We start from the raw sequence: 5,726 nt of genomic DNA, 5'->3' as shown, positions 1-5,726 counted from the left end.
GAGAAACCGGTCCCGCCCCTTCGCGGTGTGCGTCCGCGGGCGTCAGCCGCGCTGGATGCCCGTGGTGTCGGCCAGCACGCCCTGGCTGCCGTCCGGCAGCTGCGCGACCAGCGCGGTGCCGCGCTGCTCGACGGCCAGGTACCAGGTGCCCGGCACGACCTCGCCGACCGGGGCGCCGGCCGGGTTGTCCTTCGGGGCCAGCTGGCGCGGGGCCGGGACGGCGAACCAGAACGGCTGGAAGTCCGCCGCCGGGGCGGGCGCCTGCTGCGCGGCCGGGGCCGGCTGCGGGGCCGGGGTGCCGGCGTCGTGCGGCTGGGCGGCCTGGACCGGCTGGCCGGGCTGCGGCTGGCCGGCGCCCGGGTAGCCGTAGCCGCCCTGGCCGCCGAACGCCGGGTCGTGGCCCTGGGCCGGGTACCCGTACTGGCCGGGCTGGCCGGGCGCACCCGGGTGACCGGGCTGGCCCGGGTAGCCGTACTGGCCGGGGACGGCCGCCGGGCGGTCGGCGGCCAGCGGGGCCTTCAGCGCGGGCACCAGGGGACCCGCGGCGGCCGCGCCGGCCAGCACGAGCAGCGCGATGAAGCCGAGCCAGGCGCCGAAGCCGTGGCTGACGACGGAGCTGGAGGTACCGCCGCCGAGCGCCCAGACCGAGGTCCACAGCGCCGCGACGGAGAGGGCGATGCCCCACTGGTCCAGCCGCAGGCCGAGCACCTGGCGGTTGGCCGCGGCCGCACCCTGGAAGCGCTGCACCAGGATCAGCACCGCGGCGGCGATGCCGAGGAGGTAGATCGACGGCAGGATGGGGAACAGGTCCGTGCTCCACGCGTTCTGCGACGGGGGGCAGTACCGGCTGTTGCCGCAGTCCACGGTCCAGTAAGGCAGGAAGGAGGCGATGAAGAGCAGGACGGCCGCGCCTGCGACGGCGGCGTCTCCCCTGGTGAGAGCGCGCAGATTCACTAACGTTCCCCTCGTTGACGTGTCGTGGACGGTGGTTCGCGCGGTCGGGCCGACCGGCCGAAACTCCCGAACGGACCAGAAGCCTAGGCCCAACCGTCCTGCCGGTGCACGGCGGGACCGGGAATGGGGTGAAGTCGTTGCAAACCGTGCGGTCCGGGCGGAGCGTCGTCCTCCGCCGGTCGCGGCCCAACTCCCTTACCGCTCTTCGGTCTTCTCTTGGGTCGTCAGGAACACGGTCAGCGCGTCGGCGATCCCCCGGGCCGCCTGCTGGCGCCACTGAGGATCCGTCATCCGCTTCGCGTCCGTCGAGTTGCGCATGTTACCGCACTCGATGAACACCTTGGGGACCGTCGAGAGGTTGAGGCCGCCCAGGTCGGAGCGGGTGTCCAGGCCGTCCTTGGCGATGTAGTCCGCGTACGGCTCGCCGGTCGCGGCGTGGAACCGGTCGCGCAGCAGGAGGCCGAGCCGGCGCGAGGGGGCGACGATCGCCGCGTTGTCCGCCGTCCCCGCCACGACCCGCGCGGGCATGATCACGTGGAACCCGCTGCCGCTCGCCGGGCCGCCGTCCCCGTGCACCGAGACCGCGACGTCGGCGTGGGCGTCGGCGCCCGCGCGGGCGCGTTCGTCGATGCACGGGCCCCAGGGGCGGTCGCCGTCCTGCGTCAGGACCACCGTGGCACCCCGGGCGGCCAGCAGGGCGCGGGCCCGGCGGGAGACGTCCAGGGTGTACTCGGCCTCGGTGTAGCCGGCGTTGGTCTCGGTGCCGGTGGTGTCGCACTCCTTGCGGGCGTTGCCGATGTCCACCTGGCGGTTGATCTCGGCGGTGTGGGCGGAGTTGCCGGGGTTGTGGCCGGGGTCGAGCAGGACGGTGCGGCCGGTCAGGACCGCGGCGTCGGCGGGCGCGGGCGGGGCCTCGGCCGCCGGGGTGGTGGACGGCGGCGGTGCGACCGGAGGGGTGAGGGGCGCGGCGGTGCCGTCGGCCGGGTCGGCGGTGCTCGGCTGGTCCGTGGCCGTCGGGGCGGGCGGGGTCGAAGCCGGGACGGAAGCCGGGGACGAGGCGGCGGGGGCCGAGGCGGCCGGGGCCGCCGTGGCGCCCGCCGGGCCGGAGTGGTCGAGGGCCCGCCAGCCGAACCAGCCCGCCGTACAGAGCGGAACGGCCACGGCCGCGGCGGTGGTGGCGCGCAACAGGGCGGAGCGGCGGGGCGGACGGGGGGCGGTGCCGGTCACTGGTCGGTCAGATCCTGTCCTGGGTGCGCGGAGTCAGGCCGTAGCTCTTCGCGATCGCGTTCCACTTGGTCATGAAGTCCGTCTTCGCCTGCGTGGCCTGCGGGTTGAGCTCGTCCGCGTGCTTCTTGTCGGCGGTGGCCGGGGCCCGGCCGGTGCAGCCCTGGGCGGCGACGGCACGCGCCCAGCTCGCGTACGCCTTGTCTATGTCGGCGGACAACTGCCAGGCGGACTTCAGGGAGTTCACCGCGTCCGCGCCGCCCGGCACGTCCGTGACGCTCAGTTGGGAGAGCTTGGCCAGCAGGGCGGTCCGCTGGCTCGCACCGTTGTCGAAGTCCTGCGCGGCGCTCTCGATGTCGGCCTTCGGCGGGCAGCTGGTCACCTTGGCGACGGCGCTGCCGATCGGGGCCTTGGCGCTCTCGCCCTCGCTGAGCAGGCCGTCCAGCGCCTGGGCCTGCGCCTTGGCGCCCGGACCGGGGGCGGTCGAGCTCGGCGACGGCGTACCGGCGGGCGAGCCGGACGCGCTCGCGGCGGCGCTCGGCGCACCGTCCGCACCCGTGGGCGCGGTCGCGGGCGGCGGGTTCTCCGCGCCGGTCGCCGGGGCCGAGGCCGGGGCGGGCGCGGCCTGGCCGTCCTTGTCGCCGCCGCCCCGCAGGGCGAACAGCAGGCCGCCGCCGACCGCCAGCACCAGGAGCAGCGCGAAGCCGATCAGCAGCGGGGCCCTGCGGTTGGTCGGCCGGTCCTCGTCGTCCCCGTGGGCGGTCCCGGTCGGATAGTCGGGCCGACCGTCGTAGGGGGGCTGCGCGCCGTAGGGGAGCGGGGTGCCGTACGGGGGCTGGGTGCCGTACGGGGACTGCGGCGGGGCGGCGGGCGGCTGCAGGAGGTAGTCGTGGCCGGGGGCCTGCTGCGTCTCCTGCTGCGGGGCGTGGGACGGCGGCCCCGGGTGGGAGGGGAACGGCGAGGCCGCCGGCGGGGCGGCCGGGGGCGGCGGGGCGGCGCCGGGGAACAGCCGGGCGGTCGGCGGGTCGTAACCGGGCGAGGCGGCCAGGTACGGGCGGGCGCCCAGCGGCGGGCCCTGGTCGCCGACGGCGCCGGGCGCGGGCGGCGGGGCCATCGGACCGGGCTGGGCGGCGGACTGCGGGGCCGTGGACTGCGAGGCGGCGGGAGGCTGGGGGGTGACGGGAGACTGGGGAGTGGCGGGCGCCTCGGGAACGGGCTGCGCGTCGGCCGGGCGCTGCGGGCCGCGCACCCAGCCGCCGGCGCCGCCGCGCGCGGTCGGGTCCCAGACCGCCGGAGCGCTGTTCTGCTGGTCCGTCATGTCGCTGCTGGCCCCCACCGTCCGCCGATGCTCTGCCTGGTGCTGCGCGGCCACCGTACCGTTCGAACCCCTGCCCGGCAGCCCCGGCACGACGTTAGAGCATCGGCGCGGGGCCCCGGGAGCGAACAGATGCCCTACCGCGCGGCGCGGCGCAGGACGCGCAGGGAGCCGGTCACCGAGACCTCCTCGAAGCCCTCGGCCAGCGCCCGCAGGTACACCCGGTACGGGGCCTGGCCGCCGTCCGCCGGGTCGGGGAACACGTCGTGCACCACCAGCAGGCCCTCCGGAGCCAGGTGCGGCACCCAGCCCTCGTAGTCGCCGGTCGCGTGCTCGTCGGTGTGCCCGCCGTCGATGAACACCAGGCCCAGCGGGCGCCCCCACAGCGCGGCGATCCGCGGCGAGCGGCCGACCAGCGCCACCACGTGCTCCTCCAGCCCGGCGGCGTGCAGGGCGCGGCGGAACCTCGGCAGGGTGTCCATCAGCCCGACCTCGGGGTCGACCAGGGTCGGGTCGTGGTACTCCCAGCCGGGCTGCTGCTCCTCCGAGCCGCGGTGGTGGTCGACGGTCAGCGCGACCGTCCCCGCCTCCCGGGCCGCCGCCGCGAGCAGGATCGCCGAGCGGCCGCAGTAGGTGCCGATCTCCAGCACCGGCAGCCCGGTGCCCCGCGCCGCCTCCACCGCCGCCGCGTACAGCGCGAGCCCCTCGTCCACCGGCATGAACCCGGTGGCCTCCTCGAACGCCGCCAGCACCTCGGGTGCCGGCTCGGCGCTCAGCAGCAGGTCGGACATGCGGTGCTCCTCGGGGTCGGGACGCGGGCGGACGTGCACGGACCCTACTCGACGGTAGCGCCGGCGGCGGCGCCGGGGCGGCCGGGCCGACCACGGTGAATCCGTACGGTTCCGGCGGCCGGTTGTTGTGGAACGCGTTCTAGTCGCGTCGCGCCGCCCGTGCCAGAATCGGCCCGACCGCCGATCCGAGGAACACCAGGCCCCCCGGGAGCAGCCCCCATGCGCGCAGCCGTCCTGCACAAGACCGGCCAGGAGACCCTCGACGTCCGCGAGGACGTGACGGCCGTGGGCTTCGGGCCGGGCACCGTACGGGTCCGGATGCGCGCCGCCAGCCTCTGCCACTCGGACCTCTCCGCGATGAGCGGCGTCCTGCCGCAGCCCGCGCCGTTCGTCCCCGGGCACGAGGGCGCCGGGGACGTGCTGGAGATCGGCGAGGGCGTCACCGGCCTCGCCGCCGGCGACCGCGTGGTGCTCTGCTGGATGGCCCCCTGCGGCCGCTGCGACCACTGCCGCCGGGACCGCGGCCACCTCTGCATCGCCAGCCTGCGCAGCCTCGGCGCCCCGGGCTTCCGGATCGCCGAGGGCGGGCTGAGCGCCTCCGGCTTCTACGGCACCGGGGCCTTCGCCGAGGAGGTCGTGGTCGCGGCGAACGCCGTCATCAAGGTGCCCGACGACCTCCCGTACGAGGCCGCCGCGCTGATCGGCTGCGGCGTGACCACGGGCATCGGCGCCGCGGTGAACACCGCCCGGGTCGAGCCCGGCGCCTCCGTCGCGGTGATCGGCGCGGGCGGGGTCGGCGTGGCCACCGTGCAGGGCGCCCGGGTCTGCGGCGCCGGCCGGATCACCGTCGTCGACCCGGTGGCCTCGCGCCGCGAGCGCGCCCTGGCGTTCGGCGCCACCGAGGCGATCGCCCCCGAGGAGCTGAAGGCGGCGGCCAGGAAGCTGCCCGGCGGCGGCTTCGACTACGTCTTCGAGGCGGTCGGCCGCGCGGCCACCGTCCGGGCCGGCTACGAGGCCGCCCGGCGCGGCGGCGCGGTGGTCGTCATCGGCGCGGGCGCGCAGGACGACCTCGCGCAGTTCACCATGGGCGAGCTGTTCTTCAACGAGAAGCGCCTGCTGCCCTCGCTCTACGGCGGGGCGACGGTGGCGCGCACCATCGGGCTGGTCGTGGACCTCTGGCGGGCCGGGCGGATCGACCTCGACGGCATGGTCACCCACCGGGTGGGGCTCGCGGACGTCAACGAGGCGATCGCGCAGATGCGGAGCGGCGAGGCGCTGCGGACGGTCGTGACGCTGGGCTGAGGGCGGGCCGCGGCCGGGTTTCGGCCAGGGGTTTCGGCCAGGGGTTTCGGGCGGGGGTTTCGGGCGGGCTTCGAGCGGGCTTCGGGAACGCCGAGGGCCCGCCGGGGGAGTCCGTGCCCTCCCGGCGGGCCCTCGTACGC

General features: G+C 76.7%; 5 protein-coding genes. 1 reads left to right on the top strand and 4 read right to left on the bottom strand.

Annotated features, from left to right (window positions below):
• Positions 1–42: 42 nt before the first annotated feature.
• From ACFU6K_RS29520 to ACFU6K_RS29505, 4 genes are all read right to left on the bottom strand, one after another.
• A complete protein-coding gene (locus ACFU6K_RS29520) occupies positions 43–954 on the bottom strand; it encodes a hypothetical protein (RefSeq protein ID WP_380668111.1) in 912 nt (303 codons plus the stop codon).
• 195 nt (positions 955–1,149) lie between these two features.
• On the bottom strand, positions 1,150–2,181 hold the full coding sequence (locus ACFU6K_RS29515; RefSeq protein ID WP_380668109.1) for an N-acetylmuramoyl-L-alanine amidase: 1,032 nt from the start codon (positions 2,179–2,181) through the stop codon (positions 1,150–1,152).
• Between the two features lie 7 nt (positions 2,182–2,188).
• Positions 2,189–3,496 (bottom strand): hypothetical protein, encoded by a 1,308-nt coding sequence (locus tag ACFU6K_RS29510; RefSeq protein ID WP_380668107.1) that lies wholly within the window; start codon positions 3,494–3,496, stop codon positions 2,189–2,191.
• Positions 3,497–3,630: 134 nt separating this feature from the next.
• On the bottom strand, positions 3,631–4,284 hold the full coding sequence (locus ACFU6K_RS29505; protein WP_380668105.1) for a class I SAM-dependent methyltransferase: 654 nt from the start codon (positions 4,282–4,284) through the stop codon (positions 3,631–3,633).
• Between the two features lie 219 nt (positions 4,285–4,503).
• Here ACFU6K_RS29505 and ACFU6K_RS29500 point away from each other — a divergent pair, with 219 nt between their 5' ends.
• Positions 4,504–5,586, top strand: coding sequence for an alcohol dehydrogenase catalytic domain-containing protein (locus ACFU6K_RS29500; RefSeq protein ID WP_380668103.1), 1,083 nt, complete (start codon positions 4,504–4,506; stop codon positions 5,584–5,586).
• Positions 5,587–5,726: the final 140 nt, after the last annotated feature.

It is taken from the genome of Kitasatospora sp. NPDC057512 (genome assembly GCF_042802135.1).
In the GTDB taxonomy this organism is placed as follows: Bacteria; Actinomycetota; Actinomycetes; order Streptomycetales; family Streptomycetaceae; genus Kitasatospora.
The sequence above is the reverse complement of the archived record's forward strand: the minus strand, read 5'-3'. Positions and strand labels throughout refer to the sequence as shown.